20 protein-coding genes are annotated in these 20,279 nt (G+C 30.8%); 16 read left to right on the forward strand and 4 right to left on the reverse strand.

Translation table 11 applies throughout. The features are described 5' to 3' along the window. Nucleotides 1–207: 207 nt before the first annotated feature. Complete coding sequence (locus tag N4A48_RS02165; protein WP_293664035.1) at nt 208–480, forward strand: hypothetical protein; 273 nt, start codon at nt 208–210, stop codon at nt 478–480. A 74-nt stretch (nt 481–554) separates the two neighbouring features. Here the strand turns inward: N4A48_RS02165 and rpsT are convergent, their stop codons facing one another. Next, nucleotides 555–821, reverse strand: a complete 267-nt coding sequence (gene rpsT, locus N4A48_RS02170) for a 30S ribosomal protein S20 (RefSeq protein WP_248478001.1) — start codon at nt 819–821, stop codon at nt 555–557. A 311-nt stretch (nt 822–1,132) separates the two neighbouring features. On the opposite strand from rpsT, the gene gpr reads away from it, so the two are divergent. The 9 genes from gpr to dnaJ all read left to right on the forward strand — a co-directional run bounded on the left by gpr (nt 1,133) and on the right by dnaJ (nt 11,286). Then, complete coding sequence (gene gpr, locus N4A48_RS02175) at nt 1,133–2,080, forward strand: GPR endopeptidase (RefSeq protein WP_293664036.1); 948 nt, start codon at nt 1,133–1,135, stop codon at nt 2,078–2,080. Between the two features lie 78 nt (nt 2,081–2,158). After that, nucleotides 2,159–3,130, forward strand: a complete 972-nt coding sequence (gene spoIIP, locus N4A48_RS02180; RefSeq protein ID WP_293664037.1) for a stage II sporulation protein P — start codon at nt 2,159–2,161, stop codon at nt 3,128–3,130. Between the two features lie 5 nt (nt 3,131–3,135). Next, nucleotides 3,136–3,345: a hypothetical protein gene (locus N4A48_RS02185; protein ID WP_293664038.1), complete on the forward strand. Its 210-nt coding sequence runs from the start codon at nt 3,136–3,138 to the stop codon at nt 3,343–3,345. Nucleotides 3,346–3,503: 158 nt separating this feature from the next. Continuing rightward, a complete protein-coding gene (gene lepA / locus N4A48_RS02190) occupies nt 3,504–5,303 on the forward strand; it encodes a translation elongation factor 4 (protein ID WP_293664039.1) in 1,800 nt (599 codons plus the stop codon). 84 nt (nt 5,304–5,387) lie between these two features. Beyond that, nucleotides 5,388–6,524: a radical SAM family heme chaperone HemW gene (gene hemW / locus N4A48_RS02195; RefSeq protein ID WP_293664040.1), complete on the forward strand. Its 1,137-nt coding sequence runs from the start codon at nt 5,388–5,390 to the stop codon at nt 6,522–6,524. Nucleotides 6,525–6,616: 92 nt separating this feature from the next. Next, entirely contained in the window at nt 6,617–7,651 is a 1,035-nt protein-coding gene (gene hrcA / locus N4A48_RS02200) for a heat-inducible transcriptional repressor HrcA (RefSeq protein WP_293664041.1), read from the forward strand. Nucleotides 7,652–7,691: 40 nt separating this feature from the next. Further along, a complete protein-coding gene (gene grpE, locus N4A48_RS02205) occupies nt 7,692–8,213 on the forward strand; it encodes a nucleotide exchange factor GrpE (RefSeq protein WP_293664052.1) in 522 nt (173 codons plus the stop codon). Nucleotides 8,214–8,251: 38 nt separating this feature from the next. Beyond that, complete coding sequence (dnaK, locus tag N4A48_RS02210; RefSeq protein ID WP_293664042.1) at nt 8,252–10,090, forward strand: molecular chaperone DnaK; 1,839 nt, start codon at nt 8,252–8,254, stop codon at nt 10,088–10,090. Nucleotides 10,091–10,152: 62 nt separating this feature from the next. Beyond that, nucleotides 10,153–11,286: a molecular chaperone DnaJ gene (gene dnaJ / locus N4A48_RS02215; RefSeq protein WP_293664043.1), complete on the forward strand. Its 1,134-nt coding sequence runs from the start codon at nt 10,153–10,155 to the stop codon at nt 11,284–11,286. A gap of 84 nt (nt 11,287–11,370) precedes the next feature. Here the strand turns inward: dnaJ and N4A48_RS02220 are convergent, their stop codons facing one another. From N4A48_RS02220 to N4A48_RS02230, 3 genes are read right to left on the reverse strand one after another with little or no spacing between them, the layout of a single operon-like run. Beyond that, nucleotides 11,371–13,167 (reverse strand): NADH-dependent [FeFe] hydrogenase, group A6, encoded by a 1,797-nt coding sequence (locus tag N4A48_RS02220; protein ID WP_293664044.1) that lies wholly within the window; start codon nt 13,165–13,167, stop codon nt 11,371–11,373. Nucleotides 13,168–13,182: 15 nt separating this feature from the next. Next, on the reverse strand, nt 13,183–15,081 hold the full coding sequence (locus N4A48_RS02225; RefSeq protein ID WP_293664045.1) for an NADH-quinone oxidoreductase subunit NuoF: 1,899 nt from the start codon (nt 15,079–15,081) through the stop codon (nt 13,183–13,185). Between the two features lie 22 nt (nt 15,082–15,103). Continuing rightward, nucleotides 15,104–15,607, reverse strand: a complete 504-nt coding sequence (locus tag N4A48_RS02230; RefSeq protein WP_293664046.1) for an NADH-quinone oxidoreductase subunit NuoE family protein — start codon at nt 15,605–15,607, stop codon at nt 15,104–15,106. Nucleotides 15,608–15,923: 316 nt separating this feature from the next. Between N4A48_RS02230 and prmA the strand changes: the two genes are divergently transcribed. The 6 genes from prmA to N4A48_RS02260 all read left to right on the forward strand — a co-directional run bounded on the left by prmA (nt 15,924) and on the right by N4A48_RS02260 (nt 20,107). After that, on the forward strand, nt 15,924–16,865 hold the full coding sequence (gene prmA / locus N4A48_RS02235; RefSeq protein ID WP_293664047.1) for a 50S ribosomal protein L11 methyltransferase: 942 nt from the start codon (nt 15,924–15,926) through the stop codon (nt 16,863–16,865). Nucleotides 16,866–16,867: 2 nt separating this feature from the next. Continuing rightward, the gene (locus tag N4A48_RS02240) at nt 16,868–17,626 is read left to right on the forward strand and encodes a 16S rRNA (uracil(1498)-N(3))-methyltransferase (protein WP_293664048.1); all 759 of its coding nucleotides are present in this window, start codon (nt 16,868–16,870) and stop codon (nt 17,624–17,626) included. After that, on the forward strand, nt 17,619–18,911 hold the full coding sequence (gene mtaB / locus N4A48_RS02245) for a tRNA (N(6)-L-threonylcarbamoyladenosine(37)-C(2))-methylthiotransferase MtaB (RefSeq protein ID WP_293664049.1): 1,293 nt from the start codon (nt 17,619–17,621) through the stop codon (nt 18,909–18,911). The genes N4A48_RS02240 and mtaB overlap by 8 nt, the downstream gene beginning before the upstream one ends. Before the next feature lie 45 nt (nt 18,912–18,956). Continuing rightward, nucleotides 18,957–19,295 carry a histidine triad nucleotide-binding protein gene (locus tag N4A48_RS02250; protein ID WP_330665033.1) on the forward strand — a complete coding sequence of 113 codons (339 nt, stop codon included), beginning with the start codon at nt 18,957–18,959 and terminating at the stop codon, nt 19,293–19,295. 166 nt (nt 19,296–19,461) lie between these two features. Further along, nucleotides 19,462–19,644 (forward strand): 30S ribosomal protein S21, encoded by a 183-nt coding sequence (gene rpsU, locus N4A48_RS02255; RefSeq protein WP_248477915.1) that lies wholly within the window; start codon nt 19,462–19,464, stop codon nt 19,642–19,644. Between the two features lie 19 nt (nt 19,645–19,663). Then, entirely contained in the window at nt 19,664–20,107 is a 444-nt protein-coding gene (locus N4A48_RS02260; protein ID WP_293664051.1) for a GatB/YqeY domain-containing protein, read from the forward strand. Nucleotides 20,108–20,279: the final 172 nt, after the last annotated feature.

The raw sequence follows: 20,279 nt of genomic DNA on the forward strand, positions 1-20,279 counted from the left end.
ATTAACACACTTCGTAAGAAATGTAAAATCGAACTGTTAAAAATTTAAGGTTGATGGAACGCCGTATGCGGTGAAAGTCGCACGTACGGTGTGGAGTGGGGGAAAAGATGGAGATAACTTCAAAGTCTTACCTATCACTATTATGTCATTTTCGACAAAAACATAGATATAGCTTATGGTATTGTAAAAGGAGTTAGTGTACCATCTATGTTGATGATTAAGGATAAAGGAAATGAAAAAATTCTTAGTGTAGCAGATCCGGATCTCAGACTAGTAAAAAATCCTAAAAATGATGGGAAAAGTGATATTGAACCTAGTGAAATGAAAAAAATGTATGTAACCCTTAGAGGAAAATGGAGTATAAAAGATAGTGTGGAAGGTGTAAAAATTATACAAAAAGATTCTTCTTTAACTGTTATTGAGTATAATGCTGTGGATGGGAAGAACTTTGAGGTTATGCTTAGTCAGGATATAGATTAATAATGAGTTTTAGAAATTCAAGCTCATTTACTTAAACGTAAAAAAACCCCAAATAATGGGGTTTTTTTAGTATATTAACCTGCTATAGTGTTTAACTTTTTAGCTAGTTTAGATACTTTTCTAGCAGCAGCATTCTTATGCATAGTTCCCTTAGCAGCTACTTGGTATATTTTCTTTTCAGCAGATCTGAAGTTGTTTATTGCTTCTTCTTTGTTTCCAGCAACTAAAGACTCTTCAAATTTTCTTATAGCAGTTTTAACTTGAGATTTTCTAGCTTTATTTAAAGCTGTTTTCTTAGCTATAACATTTATTCTTTTTTTAGCTGATTTAATATTAGCCAATCGGTTCACCCCCTTGTATGTATAATAGTTCTTCAAATATCAACAAAGTAGATTTTATCAGAAACAAAACTAAAAATCAAGGATAAATATAGATAATAATATTTAAAATTGTAATTTTTAATATAATAGACAAAAAACGAAAAAAATATAATAAAATCTCTTTATTTGTCTTTAAAAATAGAAAAATTTAAGTGTCTCTTTCTTAACTAGTTATTTACAAAATAAAATGATATAGCTTTCTATAGAATAAAAAAATAAAAAATGTAAAAAATAAATAGTAAATATTTATGATGGATTATGGAGGGGTAATGTTGAAGAATATAAGAACTGATTTAGCTATTGAAGCAAGAGAAATGTATAGTGAAGAAAAAAATATTGAAATACCAGGGGTTAAAGTTGATAAAGAAGAAAATGAAGATTATACAGTTACCAAAATTGAAATTATGGATGATAAAGGAAAAGAAATAATGGGTAAAGAAAAAGGAAGTTATATAACTATAGAATCTAAGTATTTAACCTTTGATGATGAAGAATCAAGAAATATCATAGTTGAATGTGTTAGTAAAGAATTGGATAAATTATTCGGAAATCAAAAAAATAAAAAAACATTGATTATAGGTCTTGGAAACTGGAACATAACATCTGATGCACTTGGCCCTAAAACCGTATCAAAAACATTAGTTACTAGACACTTATTCAAAGCTTATAACAAGGAAGCGGATAAGGATTTAAGTGAAGTAGCTGCTCTTAGCCCTGGAGTTATGGGAATAACGGGTATAGAAACTAGTGAAACTGTTAAAGCTTTGGTGGACATGATAAACCCCGATAGAGTAATTGCAATAGATGCTCTAGCTTCTAGAAAATTAGAAAGAGTTAATAAAACTATACAGATATCTACTGCTGGAATATCTCCGGGAGCTGGAATTGGAAATATAAGAAAATCTTTGAATGAAGAGTATCTAAAGGTGCCTGTAATTGCAATTGGGGTTCCTACTGTTGTTGATGCTGCCACATTAACATCTGATGTTATAGATATGACTATAGATAATTTTATACAAGAAAGTACACAAGGAAAACAATTTTATAATATGCTAAAGTCTTTAAAAGAAGAAGAAAAATATAAATTAATTAAGGAACTCTTAGAACCATTTGATCAAAATGTAGTAGTTACACCTAAGGATATAAATGAAATAATAGATAATCTAGCGATAGTACTTAGTATGTCTTTAAATAAATCACTACATCCAGGAATAAATTAATAAATATTATCATAATATTTAATAAATGGATTCAAGATTGATTTACGAAAGAGGACAAGAATTAGGGGAGGTATACAAATGAAAAGAGAATCAATGATATTAAGTATTATTTTAAGTATATCTTTTGTGGCTATTTTTTCTATTACAAGTAAAGCTATTAGTTCAAATGAAGAAGATTTTTTGAAATATTTAATAACTAAAACTTATCCTGAGCTAAAGGAAGAAAAAAAGAGCAAAGGACTTATCAAAATAGGCTTTGATATGTTTAGAAAAGATGAAGATAAAATTGAACAGGAGGAAGAAAAAGAATTTATAAAAATAACAGTTAATAGTAAAAAAGGAGTAAACACAGATAAGAAGACTGTAAAGCAATCAAGTAATAAAAAACCTCAGGTGCCACAGAAAGTAGAACTTGTTAATGGAAAACCTCAAATTTTGATATATCATACTCATAGTACTGAAAGTTATGAACCAGAAAGAACAGGTAATTATCACTCTTTAAATAGAAAGTATTCAGTATTAGCTGTAGGTGAGGAGTTAAAAAAATATTTAGAAAAAAAAGGGTATAGTGTTTTACATAATCAAGAATATCATGACTATCCATCTTTTAATGGATCTTATAAAAGATCGTTAAAAACGGCTAGAAGTGTATTAAGTAAATACGATAGTATAAAATTTGTATTTGATATACATAGGGATGGAATAGATATAAAAAATGAAGAAATGAGAAAAAGTGTAAGAAAACAGGAGACTACAATTATAAATGGAGAAAAGGTAGCTAGATTTTCTATAGTGGTAGGACCTGAGAGTCCTAATAGAGAGAAAGTAGAAAATTTCGCAAACTATATAATAAATATAAGTAATAAAAAATATCCAGGACTTGCTAAAAAAGTTATAGTAAAGCCATATGGAAGATTTAATCAATTCTTGTCAAATAACTATGCTTTAATAGAAATAGGAGGAAATGCAAATACTATAGACGAGTCTTTAAAAACTGCTAAATATTTATCAGAAATACTAGATGAGGTTTTAAAAAATATGAAAAGGTGATCTTTATGGGAAGACTAGAAAGAACTATAGAAAATAAAAAAAACAAGAAAATTAAGATGAATAGAACAATATTTACATTGATTACCTTGATAATATTTTTATATTGTATAAATATAGTTGACTATAGAACTAGAACTTTCATGGGTATTTACGATAAATCTATTTATATAAAAGTATATAAATTTATTGAAGGCTTATCTTATAAAGTAAGATAAGCCTTATTTGATATAAAGTGAAACTTAATTCAGATGGAGTATTAGAACTTTTAGCTTTCGGATAAAAATTTATTGAAATATAGATGATTACATTATAAAATAAAGATTAGGTTACTTGTTAAAATAAGTATATATACATGAGGAGGAAACATAAACGAATGAGTAAACAAAGTAGAACTCGTAATTTTAGTATAATAGCTCATATAGATCATGGAAAATCCACTTTAGCTGATAGATTAATCCAACACACAGGACTTATTAGCGAAAGAGAAATGAAAGACCAGCTTTTGGATAATATGGATTTGGAAAGAGAAAGAGGTATAACTATAAAGCTGCAAAATATAAGGTTGATATACAAGGCTAAAGACGGTAATGAATATTATTTAAATTTAATAGATACTCCAGGACATGTCGATTTTAACTATGAGGTATCAAGAAGTCTTGCGGCTTGTGAGGGTGGGCTTTTAGTAGTAGATGCAGCTCAGGGAGTTGAAGCACAAACTCTTGCTAATGTATACTTGGCGGTAGATCAAGACCTTGAAATAGTGCCAGTTATAAATAAAATAGATCTTCCTAGTGCTAGACCGGATGAGGTTAAGGAAGAAATAGAGGATATAATAGGAATTGATGCATCTGAAGCTCCTTTAGTATCTGCAAAGGAAGGTCTTAATATAGAAGATGTACTTGAGGCTATAGTTAATAACGTACCTGCACCACAAGGGGATAAAGATGCTCCTTTAAAGGCATTAATATTTGATTCATACTATGACAGCTATAAAGGTGTTGTAGCTTATATAAGAGTATTTGAAGGAGCTCTTAAAAAAGGCATGAAGATAAGAATGATGAATACTAAAAAAACTTTTGAAGTTACAGAGGTAGGAGTTATGGCACCTGGACAAGTTCCTATTGACGAATTATGTGCAGGAGATGTAGGATATGTTGCAGCTAGTATAAAAGAGATAAGAAGTTGTCAAGTCGGAGATACTATAACAAATGATGAGGATCCAACAGAAGAATCTATGCCTGGTTACAAGAAGGCAACTCCTATGGTTTATTGTGGTGTTTATCCAGCAGAGGGTGAAAAGTACGAAAACATAAGAGATGCACTTGAAAAGTTACAAGTAAATGATGCTGCACTTGAGTTTGAAGCAGAAACATCTGCTGCTTTAGGATTTGGATTTAGATGTGGATTTTTAGGGCTTCTTCATATGGAAATAATTCAAGAAAGATTAGATAGGGAATTTAATCTTAACATAATAACTACTGCTCCATCTGTTATATATAGGGTTACTAAGCATGATGGTGAAGTATTGATGATACAAAATCCAACTAATCTTCCTCCAGTTGCTGAAATACAAATGATGGAAGAACCGATTGTTAAATCCAATATAATAGTTCCTAATGATTATGTAGGAGTTGTTATGGAACTTGCACAAGAAAGACGTGGAGAAATGAAAAATATGGAGTATATAGATACAAGAAGAGTTATGCTTCATTATGAACTCCCACTAAATGAGGTTATATATGATTTCTTTGATGCTTTAAAATCTAGAACAAGAGGATATGGATCTCTAGATTATGAATTCAAAGAATACAGACAAGCTGATCTAGTAAAACTAGATATACTTATAAACAAAGAACAAGTCGATGCATTATCTTTTATAGTACATGAAAGCACTGCATACAATAGAGGTAAGGTTATGTGTGAAAAATTAAAAGATGAAATACCAAGACATCAATTCGTAGTTCCGATACAAGCTTCTGTTGGAAGCAAGATTATTGCGAGAGAGACTGTAAGAGCTCTTAGAAAAGACGTTTTAGCTAAGTGTTATGGTGGAGATATATCTCGTAAGAAGAAGCTACTTCAAAAGCAAAAAGAAGGTAAGAAGAGAATGAGACAAATAGGATCTGTAGAGGTTCCTCAAAAAGCATTTATGTCGGTACTTAAAATAGATTAACAATAAAAAAGTCCTAAAATATTACTTTGTAGTGTTTTAGGGCTTTAATATTCTATATGAAATTTATAAGTGGGAGGAATTATATTGGATAAAGGACTTTATGTACATGTACCTTTTTGTTTAAAGAAGTGTAATTATTGCGATTTTAATTCTTTTAAGTTAAATCATGAAGATAAAGAAAGTTATATTGAGAGTATAATAACTGAAATTAAGCTTTATTCTAAAAAGTTTGATAAAGATTATTTCTCAACTGTATTTATAGGAGGTGGAACTCCAAGTATTCTAGAAAGTGAAGAGCTTAGACTATTAATAGATAGTATACATAGTAATTTTAATATAACAGAAAGTGCTGAAATAAGCATTGAAGCAAATCCAGGTACTTTAACTAAAGAAAAATTAAATACTCTTTATTCATTAGGTGTCAATAGACTTAGTATGGGACTTCAATCGAGTAATCAAAAGCATTTGAAGTTTCTTGGAAGAATACATTCATATGAAGAATTTAAAGAAAACTTTGAAATAGCAAGAAAAGTTGGTTTTGAAAATATAAATGTAGATTTGATGTTTTCTCTTCCAAATCAAACTTTTGATGAGTGGAAGCAAACACTTGAAGATGTTGTGGATCTAAAACCAGATCATATATCTGCATATTCTCTTATAATAGAGGAAGGTACTGTCTTTGGAAGTTTATATGATGAAGGAAGATTGGAATTATTAGATGAAGAATTAGATTTAAAAATGTACTATTATACAAGAGATTATTTAAAAGAAAATGGATATAATCAATATGAAATATCAAATTATGCAAAAGACAAAAAAAAATGCAGACATAATATATTATATTGGAAATGTGGGCAGTATTTAGGACTTGGACCTGGATCTCACTCTTATTTAAATGAAGAGAGATTTTCAAATTATAAGGACATAAAAACATATTGTGAAAAACTAAGAAATTTTAAACTTCCTATAGCAAATGTAGAAAAGCTTGATAAACAAGATATGATTGAGGAAAAAATATTTATGGGACTTAGAATGAATGAAGGCATAAATTTAGAAAAGTTTAATCAAGAGTTTGAAGTTGATTTTATGAAAATATATAAAAATGAAGTGGAGTCTTTGAAAAGTAAAGGTTTAATAAAGATTATTAACTCTAGATTGAGTCTAACAAACAAGGGAATAGATATAAGTAATAAAGTCTTTATAGAATTTTTGAAAAAGTAATCTTGACAAAATGAAATAATAGTGTTATTTTAAATGCATAAGGTTTTTAGCACTCAGATGTGGTGAGTGCTAACAGCGAAGAGGTGATTCTTGTGAGTTTAACAGAAAGAAAAAGAAAGATACTTGAGGCGATAATAAAGGATTATATTGAGAATGCTGAAGCTGTAGGATCTAGAACCATATCAAAAAAGTATGAATTAGGAGTGAGTGCAGCTACAATACGAAATGAGATGTCTGATTTAGAAGAGATGGGTTACTTAATTCAGCCTCATACCTCTTCGGGTAGAGTACCATCTGAAAAGGGATATAAACTATATGTAAATAGCTTGATGAAGGAAGATAATTTAACAAACCCAGAAAAACAGTTTATAAAGCAGTCTATAATAAAAAACATGGGTGAAGTTAGATATTTATTAGAAGATACCCTAAAGCTTCTTTCTAAATTTACTAATTGTACGTCTGTGGCATTAACACCAAAGGCCAGTCAGAGCAAAATAAATCATTTACAAATAGTTTATGTTAGTGAAAATAGCATTTTACTCATTATAATAACAGATAAAGGTGTTGTTAAAAATACTTTAATAAAGCATAATATGCAAATGAATCAAGAAAAAGTTGATATAATCTCTAAAATGTTAAGCGAACATTTTATTGGAAAAACAATGAGTGATTTAGATGAAGAATTTATTAGTTATATAAATTCTAAAATGCTAAATTATAATAAAATTCTGGATAATATATTAAATGGAATATATTACAATTTATCTCAAACTGACGATTTAGAAATTTTGTTAAATGGAGTTACCAATATATTCAATTTTCCTGAATTTAATGATATAGTAAAGGCCAAAGCCTTTTTAAATTTATTGGAGGAAAAGCAAACCGTTGCAAATATATTGAATACTAAAGGTATAACTAAAGAACATCTCAATATAGTTATAGGTAGTGATAATTATGATGATATAATAAAAGATTGTAGTGTTATAACAGCTACCTGTGATATAGATGGAATAGTCATAGGTAAAATAGGTATTATTGGACCTACTAGAATGGATTATTCAAAAATGTGTTCAATAGTTAATTGTGTAGGAGATGTACTAAAAAAATCTATTGAAAAGAAATTGTAATAGAGAGCATTAAGGGGTGAAAGTTTTGAAGGAAAAAGAAATGTCTGAAAATGAAGTAGAACAAGAGATTGAGCAAGAGATTGAAGAAGATGTTGAACAAACAGAGGAATCTTGTGAAAATATAGATTCTAAAGACAATGAATTGAAAGAAGCTAAAGATTCACTACAAAGACTTCAAGCAGATTTTAATAATTATAGAAGAAGAGTAGAAAAGGAAAAAAGTGATATAAGCTTATTTGCAAATGAAAAGATAATAACAGAATTGCTTCCAGTTATGGATAATATGCAAAGAGCTCTTGATTCTTCACCTGATGATGAAAAAGAATGTGGTATCTACAAAGGTGTAGAGCTTGTATTAAAGCAATTAGTAGATACTTTAAATAAGTTTGGAGTAGAAGAGATACAAACAGATGAATGTGATTTTGATCCAAATTATCATTATGCTGTGCTTCAAGATGAAATAGAAGGTGTTGAACCTAATAAAGTTGTAGATGTATTACAAAGAGGATATAAATTTACAAACAAAGTTATAAGACCAGCAATGGTTAAAGTATCAAAATAGATATATTATTAGTATGTAATTTAAAGGAGGATATATATATGAGTAAAGTAATTGGAATTGATTTAGGAACAACTAATTCATGTGTATCGGTGCTTGAGGGAGGAGAACCAACAGTAATAACTAATGCAGAAGGAATGAGAACTACTCCATCTATTGTAGCTTTTGGAAAAGATAATGAAATAATAGTAGGAGAGCCTGCGAAAAGACAAGCAGTTACAAATCCTGAAAAAACTATAATGTCTATAAAAAGACATATGGGAACTGATTACAAAGTTAATATAGACGGAAAAGATTATAGCCCACAAGAAATTTCAGCGATGGTACTTCAAAAGTTAAAGTCTGATGCAGAGGCACATCTAGGAGAAACAGTTAAAGAAGCTGTTATAACTGTTCCAGCTTATTTTACAGATGCCCAAAGACAAGCAACTAAGGATGCAGGTAGAATAGCAGGACTTGAAGTAAAGAGAATTATAAATGAGCCAACTGCTGCAGCGCTAGCATATGGACTTGATAAAGCTAATGAAGATCAAAAAATATTAGTATTTGACTTAGGAGGAGGAACTTTTGACGTATCTATATTAGAAATTGGAGATGGAGCGTTTGAAGTTTTAGCTACTAACGGAAATAATCACTTAGGTGGAGATGATTTTGATGAAGTAGTAATCAACTACATAGCTGAAGATTTTAAAAATCAAGAAGGTGTAGACTTAAGAGCTGATAAAATGAGTCTTCAAAGATTAAAAGAAGCTGCTGAAAAAGCTAAAAAAGAGCTTTCAAGCGTTATGACTACAAATATAAACTTACCATTTATAACTGCAACTGCTACTGGACCAAAGCACTTAAATATGGATCTTTCAAGAGCTAAATTTGAAGAGCTTTCAGCTAAATTAGTAGAAGATACTATGGAGCCAACAAGAAAAGCATTATCAGATGCTGGTCTTAATCCATCAGATATAGATAAGGTATTATTAGTTGGAGGATCAACTCGTATACCAGCAGTTCAAGACGGTATTAAGAAGTTTATAGGTAAAGATTCTCACAAAGGAATAAATCCAGATGAGTGTGTATCTGTAGGAGCGTCAATTCAAGGTGGAGTATTAACTGGAGAGGTTAAGGATTTATTACTTTTAGATGTAACACCTTTATCTCTTGGAATTGAAACTTTAGGAGGAGTATTAACTAAGATAATAGAAAGAAATACGACTATACCGACTAAAAAATCTCAAGTATTCTCTACAGCTGCTGATAATCAAACTGCTGTTGATATTCATGTTCTTCAAGGTGAAAGATCTATGGCAACTGACAATACTACACTTGGAAGATTCCAATTAACAGATATTCCACCAGCACCAAGAGGAGTACCTCAAGTAGAAGTTACATTTGATATAGATGCAAATGGTATCGTTCATGTTTCAGCTAAGGATATGGGAACAGGTAAAGAGCAAAAGATAACTATTACATCTGATACAAATCTTTCAGAAGAAGAGATAGAAAGAAAAATTAAAGAAGCAGAAATGAATGCTAAACAAGATAAAGAAAGAAAAGAAAAGATAGAAGCTGTTAATAATGCAGAATCTACTATATACCAAACAGAGAAGACTTTAAATGAATTAGGAGATAAAGTTTCTGCAAATGATAAAGCAGAAATAGAAGCCGCTCTTAAAAACTTAAAAGAAGTTAAAGAAAAGCAAGATGCAACTTCAGAAGAGCTTAAGAAAGCTACTGAAGATGTAATGACTAAATTCCATAAGGTTTCTCAAGAAATGTATCAACAAGCAGCAGCGGACCAACAAGCTCAAGGAGCTCAAGGTCAAGAAGGTCCTAAGGATGATAATGTTGTTGATGCAGATTATGAAGTTGTTGATGATAAAGAATAATATAAATAGCTTGTGGTAAAAAAAGCCACAAGCTATTATTATGATATGGGCGGTGATATAAGTTGAGTAAAAGGGATTATTATGAAGTGCTTGGGGTTGGCAAAAGTGCTTCTGACCAAGAATTGAAAAAGGCATACAGAAAGCTTGCTATGAAATATCATCCAGATAGAAACCCGGATAATAAAGAAGCTGAGGAAAAATTCAAAGAAGCAAATGAGGCTTATGAGGTTCTTTCAGATGCTCAAAAAAGACAAAACTACGATCAGTTTGGTCATGCTGGAGCAAATGGTGGATTTGGAGGTCATGGCGGATTCGATTTTAATGGATCTGGATTTGGTGGATTTGAAGATATATTCGGAGATATGTTTGGGGATATATTTGGCGGTGGAAGATCAAGAAGAACAGGGCCAGAAAGAGGTTCTGATATTAGATATAGAATGACTATTTCTTTTGAGGAAGCTGCATTTGGAACTGAAAAAGAAATAAGTATAAACAGAAGTGAAAACTGTGATGAATGCTCAGGAACAGGAGCGAAACCAGGAACATCTAAGAAGACTTGTCCTACTTGTAAAGGAACGGGTGAGATAAAACAAGCTCAAAGAACTCCATTTGGAACTATGATGAATGTTAGAGCTTGCCATGATTGTTCAGGTAGTGGAAGCATAATTGAAACACCTTGTACTAAGTGTAATGGTAAAGGTGAAATTAACAAGAAAAAACAAGTAAATATAAAAATACCAGCAGGTGTAGATGATGGTTCTGCTATAAGACTTTCTGGTGAAGGTGAATTAGGTCTAAGAGGAGGGCCAAGAGGAGATTTATATGTTGTAATAGATGTATTACCTCATAAATTGTTTGAAAGAGATGGAAATAATGTATATTGTGAAATGCCTATAACATTTGCACAAGCTGCTCTTGGAGATGAGGTTGAAGTACCTACTCTTGATGGTAAGGTTAAGTATAAGATTCCAGAGGGAACTCAAACTGGAACGGTATTTAGATTAAGAGAAAAAGGTATACCAAGACTTAGATCAAAAACAAGAGGAGACCAGTATGTAAAGGTTGTAATAGAGGTTCCGAAAAGACTTTCAGAAAAGCAAAAAGAGCTATTAAAGCAATTTGCAAAAGAAAGTGGAGAAGAGGTTCATGAACAACGTAAGAACTTCTTTGATAAAATGAAGGATTTATTCAAATAGAGTAAAAAAGTAGATAACCTTATTTCGTACAAATGAAATACTGGTTATCTACTTTTTTACTCTATGTTAGCGAGTAGACGAATTTTAATCTTCATTATCTAAATAAGGATATTTACCTCTAGGAGTAAAAGTTGTATGAAGATATTTGTGAGCTACATCAGAAGATGGTTCTCCTAAAAATTCTTCATAAATTTGATGTATTCTAGGATTATCGTGTGATCTTCTTAGATTCTTACTAGTATCAACATTATAAAGGGTATCAGCTCTATTATGTCTGTAACTTAAAGATACATACTTATAATCTCTATTTGCAAGTATTGGTTGACCTCCACCACCTACACATCCTCCAGGGCACGCCATGACTTCCATATAATCGAATTTTTTCTTTCCTGATTTGAAATCTTCAATAGCTATTCTAGCATTTTTTGTACCATGAGCAACAGCTACAGTAATTGTTTTATCTCCAATATTTACAGTTCCGTATTTTAAACCGCTTTGTCCTCTAGCATCTTCAAAATCAGGAACAGACATATCTTCTCCTGTAATTAATTTATGAGCACTTCTAACAGCAGCTTCTAATACTCCTCCTGTAGCTCCAAATATCATACCAGCTCCACTGAATTGATCAAAAGGTTCATCATATTCACTATCTGGTAAATTTACAAAATCTAGACCCACCTCTCTAATCATTCTAACCAACTCTCTAGTTGTAAGAACAAGATCTACATTTCTAAATCCATCTGAAGTCATCTCTGGGCGTGCAGCTTCATATTTTTTAGCTGTACAAGGCATTATAGCTACTGTAACAATCTTATTTGGATCTATATTGTATTTTTTAGCATACCAAGTTTTAGTTAGTGCACCACACATTTCGTGAGGAGATTTAGTAGATGACAAGTTATCTAAAATTTCTGGATAGAAGTTTTCTGCAAACTTAACCCAACCAGGACAGCAAGATGAATATAAAGGAAGCTTTTCAGGCTGATTTAAGAGTCTATCAACTAATTCGCTACCTTCCTCCATTATTGTTAAGTCAGCGGTAACATCTGTTGCAAATACCTTGTCAAATCCAAGTCTTTTAAGTGATGTAACAAGTTTTTTTGTAACAAGTGTACCTATTGGCATATTAAAAGATTCTCCTATTGTTACTTGTATAGAAGGTGCTGTTTGAGCTATAACTATTTTATCGGGATCTGATATAGCTTTCCAAACACTACTAATTTCTTCTTTTTCAGTTAAAGAGCCAGTAGGACATGCAAGGACACATTGGCCACACATTATACAAGTTACATCTGCTAAATCCTTTTTAAAGGCAGGAGCTATTACTGTATCAAGACCTCTATTTAAAGGAGTATACACATCGCAATCCTGTATAGTATTACAAGCAGCCATACATCTTCTACAATTTATACACTTATTATAATCTCTTTGTATAGCAGGGTTATTATCATTAAATCCATAATCCTTCATCTCTCCTGTGTAAGGAATATTTCTAACACCTAAATTATCTGCTAGATTCTGAAGTTCACAGTTTAGATTTCTAATACAAGTTAAACATTCTCTATGATGGTTTGATAATAACAGTGTTACAGCTGATTTTCTAGCTTTTCTAACTTTTTCTGTATTAGTTTTAATTCTCAATCCTTCTCTAATAGGATAAACACAGGAAGCCTGAAGATTATTAATACCTTCTATTTCAACAACACATACCCTGCAAGCGCCTATTTCATTGATATCCTTTAAATAGCATAGACTAGGGATTTCGATATTGAGCATTCTCGCAGCTTCAAGTATAGAAATTCCTTCAGGAACTTCATAATCTATATTGTCTATGGATATATTTACTATTTTGTCTTCGTTATTTTCTTTAGTAGTTTTCATAAATTTCACCTGCCTTTATTTTTTATATATTGCATCTACTGGACATTTCGGAATGCATGCACCGCACTTAATGCAAGTATCTTGGTGTATGGTGAAAGGAGGTTTTTTTATTTGACCTGAAATAGCATTTACTGGACATATTTTGGCACAAATTCCACATGCAATACATTTTTCATCTGAAATAACGACTTTCAATAGATTATTACAAACTCCAGCAGGACAAGTTTTATCTTTTATATGAGATATAAATTCATCTTCAAAATATTTTAGTGTACTTAAGATAGGATTAGGCGCAGTTTGACCAAGTCCACATAAAGAGGCATTTTTTATATCGTATGAAAGCTCTTTTAATATATCTAAGTCTTCCATTTCTCCTTTTCCATTACTTATCTTATTTAATATTTCTAAAAGTCGTTTTGTACCTATTCTACATGGAATACATTTTCCGCATGATTCTTCTTGTGCAAACTCAAGATAAAATCTTGCAATATCCACCATGCAGTCAGATTCATCCATTACTATCATACCGCCAGAACCCATCATAGAACCTATGTCTGTTAAAGACTTAAAATCTATTTTTGTATCTAATAACTCACCTGGTATACATCCACCTGATGGACCTCCGGTTTGAACAGCCTTAAATTCTTTGTTATCGTTTATCCCACCACCAATATCAAAAATTATAGTATCAAGTGATGTTCCCATAGGTACTTCTATAAGACCTGTATTATTTATTTGACCAGCTAATGCGAATACCTTTGTACCAGAGCTATCTTCAGTTCCGATATTTGTATACCAAGACGCCCCTTTTAAAAGGATTATAGGAATATTTGCATAAGTTTCAACATTGTTGTTTAAAGTGGGTTTACTCCAAAGTCCAGACTGGGCAGGAAATGGAGGTCTAGGTCTAGGCTCTCCTCTAAGTCCCATGACTGATTGAATAAGAGCAGTTTCTTCACCGCAAACGAATGCTCCAGCACCAAGTCGTATATCTAAGTCAAAGCTAAATGATGATCCTAATATATTTTCTCCTAAAAGACCTACTTCTTTTGCTTGATTTATAGCTATTTTTAATCTTTCAACTGCTATTGGATACTCAGCTCTTACATATACATAGCCTTTATTAGCACCTATACAATATCCGGCTATAGCCATTGCTTCTATTATGCTGTGAGGATCTCCCTCTAGTATAGATCTATCCATAAAAGCCCCAGGATCACCTTCGTCTGCATTACATATTACATATTTTGAATCACCTTCGTAAGACACTGCATATTCCCATTTAATACCTGTTGAAAATCCACCGCCACCACGTCCTCTAAGATTTGATTTTTTTATTTCTTCAATTATATCTTGAGAGGGGATATTGTTTTTTAAAATATTTGAAAGTGCCATATAGCCATCCATTGCTATATATTCATTTATATTCTCTGGATCTATAACACCACAGTTTCTAAGAGCTATTCTAACTTGATGATTGAAAAAATCTATTTCATCTATAGTTTTTTGAATTTCATCATTTTTAGGAGAGTGATATAACAGTCTATCCACTAATTGTCCATTTTGAATATGGTCATTTATTATATCATCAACATCATCGGGAGATACTTGAACATAAAAGGTTCTATCTGGATGAATCACTAATATTGGTCCTAATTTACAAAATCCAAAGCAACCTGTTTTAAATACTTTAACATCTTGTTGTAAATTTCTTTTTTTTATTTCTTTTTCAAGCTTTCGTCTTACTAAATCACTTTTAGATGAAGTACATCCAGTTCCTGCACAAATTAGTATATGGTGCTTTTTTATTTCTTTTTCTATACTTTTATCTTTAAACCTTATATTTATAGATTTGAGTTCGTTTTCTTTTAATTGATTTAAATCCTCAACGGAATTTATTTTTTTAAGATTCAATAAAATCACCTCCTAATTTAAATTAGTTCGAACTTTTGTGTTCTTTCATATATTTATAAAGTATAGAGGGAACATCAGCAGGAGATACCCTTCCATGCACCTCATCATTTATAGTTAGAACTGGAGCAAGACCACAAGCACCTATGCATCGTGTAGATTTTAAAGTGAATAATTTATCCATAGTTGTCTCGTTGACATCTATATGTAATTCTTCTTTTATTGCATCTATAATATCCTGGGCTCCTTTTACATAACAAGCAGTTCCAAGGCAAACTCCTATAGTGTACTTTCCTTGTGGCTCTTGAGAGAATAAAGAATAAAAGCTTACAACACCATTAATAGTTGAAACGGGTATATCTAGTTCTTGAGATATATAGGTTTGTACTTTTTCTGGTAAATACCCAAAGTGCTCTTGTGCTTTTTGTAGAATATTTATAAGCATACCCTTTTCATCTTTATATTGATTTATTATTCCATCTAGTTTTTCAAAATCTTTTTTTTCATCTTCATTTATTTTGATTTTCATAGTTTCACCTACCTTTTAAATGTGTAATATAATCATAATTTTAAAGTTATTCAAGTATTTCAAATGTATTATTGGTAAATAAATATATAGTTATTCGTTTTATTAGAAAAAATAGAAAATAATTACTTAATTTGGCTTACTTGCCTGCAATATTGTATATACAAGGCTACTATTGTTGATAATAGGATTATGTTCAAAAAAGAAAAAAATAAAATAAAATACATAATATTTTGTGTAGATTCTTGTCTTAAATTACTGTATAATAATTACTACAGTTAAATTGGAAAAAATAATTATATAAAAGGAAGGTATCTTAATGAAGTGGATTGAAGTTACAATAAAAACTACTACGGAAGCAGTTGAAGCGGTGACAAGTATTCTTTATGAGTGTGAAGTGGGCGGTGTAGTAATAGAAGATCCTAATGATTTTTTATTTCAAGATAAAGAAGACACTGCATGGGATTACATAGAAGAAAATGTATTTGATACAGGATATGAAGGGGTTATAATAAAGGCTTACCTTAATGAGCAAAAAAACATTGTTGGTGAAGTTGAGATGATAAGAGAAAAAATTAAACTTCTTCCAACGTATGGAATAGAAATAGGTGAAGGCAGTGTTAATATAACTGAAGTTGATGAACAGGATTGGGCTAATTCTTGGAAACAATACTATAAGCCTGCTAAAGTTGGAGAAAAAATAGTTGTAAAACCTACATGGGAAGAATATGAAAAAAATGAAGGCGAGATAGTAATAGAACTTGACCCAGGTATGGCATTTGGTACGGGAACTCATGAAACTACGACTATGTGTATAAGAGAATTAGAGAAGAGAATAAAGGATAAAGATGTAGTATTTGATATAGGATGCGGAAGTGGTATATTATCTATTGCAGCTGCTAAGCTTGGAGCCCAAAAGACTATAGGTGTAGACCTTGATGAGGTTGCTGTTAAAGTTTCTAAAGAAAATGTAGAATTTAATAACGTAGATTCTTCTGTTGAAATAAGATATGGTAACTTAATGAATGTTGTTACTGAAAAAGCAAATATAGTAGTTGCTAATATTATAGCAGATATTATAGCTATACTTGCAAAGGATGTTTCTAATTTTTTAAACGATGATGGACTATTCATATCATCAGGTATAATACTTGATAAAATAGAGTTTGTTAAGGCTGCTCTTTTAGAAAATAACTTTGAAATTTTAGAGGTTAATACTATGGGAGAATGGGCAGCAATTGTATCCAAAAAGGGTGAATAGTAATGGATAGATTTTTTGTAGATTCAAGTAATATAAATTTAGAAAAAAAGGAATGTTTAATACAAGGTGATGATGTAAAACATATATCAAGAGTTTTAAGGTGTAGTGTTGGAGATAAACTTGAAATATGTGATAAAAACAATAATGAATATATATGTGATATAACAGATATAACAAAAAAAGAAGTATTTTTAAATATAATAGAATCTTTAGATATTAAAAGAGAATGTGATATTAAAATAAAACTATATCAAGGGCTTCCAAAAGGGCAGAAGATGGATTTGATACTTCAAAAGTTGACAGAAGTAGGTGTTAATGAAATTATACCTGTTATAACAAAGAGAAGTGTTGCAAAGCTTGAGGATAAAAAAGATAAGAAAATTCAAAGATGGGAAAGAATAGTTTATGAAGCGGCTAAGCAAAGCAAAAGAGGGATTATTCCTAAGATAAAAGGGCCTTTAAGCTTTAAAGAGGCTCTTTTAGATATGAGAGAAAACAGTATCAACATAGTTCCCTATGAAAAAGAAAATTCAAAATCTATAAAGGACGCTGTAAAAGAAGCTAATATAAGTTCGGTAGGTATATTTATAGGTCCAGAAGGCGGATTTGATGAAGAAGAAATAAATATACTTCAGGATATAGGAGCTAAGTCTATAAGCCTAGGACCAAGAATATTAAGAACAGAGACTGCTTCAATAGTAGCATCTTCAATAGTTATTTATGAACTATCCCATCTAAAAGGAAGTGGTAGTATTGAATAAAGTTGCATTTTACACATTAGGCTGTAAAGTAAATCAATATGAGACAGAGGCTATGACAGAGCTTTTTAAAAAAGCTTCGTATGAAGTTGTAGATAATGAGGATTATGCAGACGTATATGTGATAAACACTTGTACTGTAACTAATATGAGTGATAGAAAATCAAGACAATTCATAAGAAGGTCTAAAAAAATAAATCCTAATTCTATAATTGCAGTTGTAGGATGCTATTCTCAGGTGGCTCCAGAGGAAATACTGGATATAGAAGAAGTGAATGTAGTAATGGGAACTAATGATAGAAAGAAAATAGTAGAAATTATAGAAGGCATAAGTGAACAGGATAAAATAAGTACTGTTGATGATATAATGAAGGTTAGAGAATTTGAGGAAATGCAAATAAAAGAGGTTAGAGGAAAGACAAGAGCATTTTTAAAGATACAAGAAGGGTGCGATAGATTCTGCTCTTACTGTATAATTCCTTATGCAAGAGGACCGGTTAGAAGTAGGTTATTAGATAATATATTAAGTGAAGTAAGAGATTTAGCTGATAATGGATTTAAAGAAATAGTTTTAACAGGAATTCATGTTGCATCTTATGGAAAAGATTTAGGGGATGTTACTATACTTGATGTATTAAAAGAAATTCACAAAATAGATGGAATTGAGAGAATAAGGTTAAGTTCAGTTGAACCGCTTTTAATGACTGATGAATTCATATATGAGATAGCTTCTATGGAAAAAATATGCCCTCATTTTCATTTATCTCTTCAAAGTGGATGTGATGAGACTTTAAAAAGAATGAATAGAAAATATAATACAAATCAATACAGAAATATTGTAAAAAGTCTTAGAGAAAAAATAAAAAATGTAGCTATAACTACAGATGTAATTGCAGGATTCCCTGGGGAATCTGATGATGAATTTGAGACAACTTATAAATTTTTAAAAGAAATAGAACTTTCCCAAATGCATGTATTTAAATATTCTCCTAGAAAAGGAACACCAGCTGCTACTATGAAGGATCAAATAGATCCCAAGGTTAAGCAAATAAGAAGTGAAAGGCTTATGAACTTATCAAATGATAATAATAATAAATTTATGGATAGTTTTTTAAGTAAGACGGTATCAGTACTATTTGAAACTAAGCTTGAAGATGGATATTATGAAGGTCTAACTTCTAATTATATTAGAGTATTGGTCAAATCAGAGAAGGATATAGAGGGAAAAATATTGAATGTTAATTTAATTAATACAAAAGATGGATTAATGGAAGGAATTTTAGCTTAATATATAGTATATAAATAGTTAGATTACATTATGGAGGTGTACACTTTGGAAAATTGTATATTTTGCAAAATAATAAATGGAGAAATACCATCAAATAAAGTATATGAAGACGAATTGATATTAGCTTTTAAAGATATAAATCCTGTAGCTTCTGTGCACATATTAGTTATACCTAAAAAGCATTATGAAGCTATAATTGATATACCAGATGATGAAATGGAAATAGTAGCTCATATTCATAAGGTTATAAATAAAATTGCTGATGATATGAATTTTAAAGAAAATGGATTTAGAATAGTAAATAACTGCGGAAAAGATGCAGGTCAAGAAGTTAAGCATATTCATTATCATATAATAGGTGGAAAAACTTTAAATTGGCCATAAAGGAAATTTAATTTTGTAGTGGTATATATGACTAAAAAGTACTTGAAAAAAATAAAGAAATAGTTTATAATAACTTGGTATGGTATTAAAACCCTGTAGTAAACCAAGTTTATAATCGTAGCTATAGTTATAGCAAGATTGCTGGTATTGGAGGGAGGGAAGAAGAATGTCAGAAATAAAAGTAAGAGATAATGAAACTTTAGATAGTGCTCTTAAGAGATTTAAGCGTCAATGTGCTGTATCTGGAATAATGTCTGAAGTTAGAAAAAGAGAGCATTACGATAAGCCAAGCGTAAAGCGTAAGAAAAAGTCTGAAGCTGCTAAGAGAAAAGCTAGCAAGAGAAGATAGTGAATAAGAGGTGGAGAGAATGTCTCTTAAGGCAAAGTTGATGGATGATTTGAAGCTTGCTATGAAAGAAAAGAATCAAGTGAAAAAATCTGTTGTAACTCTTATAAGAGCTGCTGTTAAGCAGTATGAAGTAGACAATAGAGTTGAGCTTGATGAACAAGGTGTACTTGATATTGTTGTTAAACAAATGAAACAAAGAAAAGATGCACTTGAAGAATTCACAAAAGCAGGCAGAGAAGATCTTATATCTCAAACACAAGAGGAAATAGAAATACTTAAAGAGTACTTACCAGCTCAATTAAGTGAAGAAGAGATAGAGGTTATAGTAGTAGACACTATAAAGGAAATCGGAGCTTCTTCAAAGAAAGAAATGGGAAAAGTAATGTCAGCTCTTATGCCTAAGGTAAAAGGGAAAGCTGATGGAAAAATTGTAAATGAATTAGTAAAAAAACACTTACAATAGATTTAAAAGACTAAAGCAAATGCTTTAGTCTTTTTATTGTATATATGAAAACCACCTGCTATGCGGGTGGTTCTAAAAAGCTTCCAGCGGTGAGTAGAAAAGAAAAAACTCCTTTGTTAGAATAGTATTTAGGTTTGCCGACCAAATACAAAACAAAGGAGAATGCCCAAAT

The sequence above is a fragment of the Tepidibacter sp. genome (genome assembly GCF_025210165.1).
Lineage (GTDB): Bacteria > Bacillota > Clostridia > Peptostreptococcales > Peptostreptococcaceae > Tepidibacter_A.